This is a genomic window from Niastella vici, assembly GCF_002077945.1.
Lineage (GTDB): Bacteria > Bacteroidota > Bacteroidia > Chitinophagales > Chitinophagaceae > Niastella > Niastella vici.
In genome coordinates, this window is record NZ_LVYD01000097.1 from 1 (window position 1) to 285 (window position 285).

1 protein-coding gene is annotated in these 285 nt (G+C 43.5%); it reads left to right on the plus strand.

Translation table 11 applies throughout. From position 1 onward, the window contains the following. Positions 1–285 (plus strand): group II intron maturase-specific domain-containing protein (locus A3860_RS34575; RefSeq protein WP_317043518.1); only part of this gene is annotated, 285 nt, incomplete at both ends.

Below are 285 nucleotides of genomic sequence, written 5' to 3' on the forward strand. Positions count from 1 at the left end.
GCTTCCCTGAAAAGAATGAGTGAGTGGATCAAAGCCAACAGGCATAAACTAGCAATGCCGTTACTGATAGCTGAATTGAATCAGAAGCTCCGGGGCCATTATGCCTATTATGGGATGACATTCAATACCCGAAGATTGAACTCGTACTATTACCAGACAAAACGATTACTCCACAACTGGCTCAACCATCGTGGGGGCAAACGGGTCTGGTCATGGGAAAAGATTAAAAGGCTAACGGAAGAATGGATGCCATTAGTAAAACCAAAAATCTATCATAGCCGACTT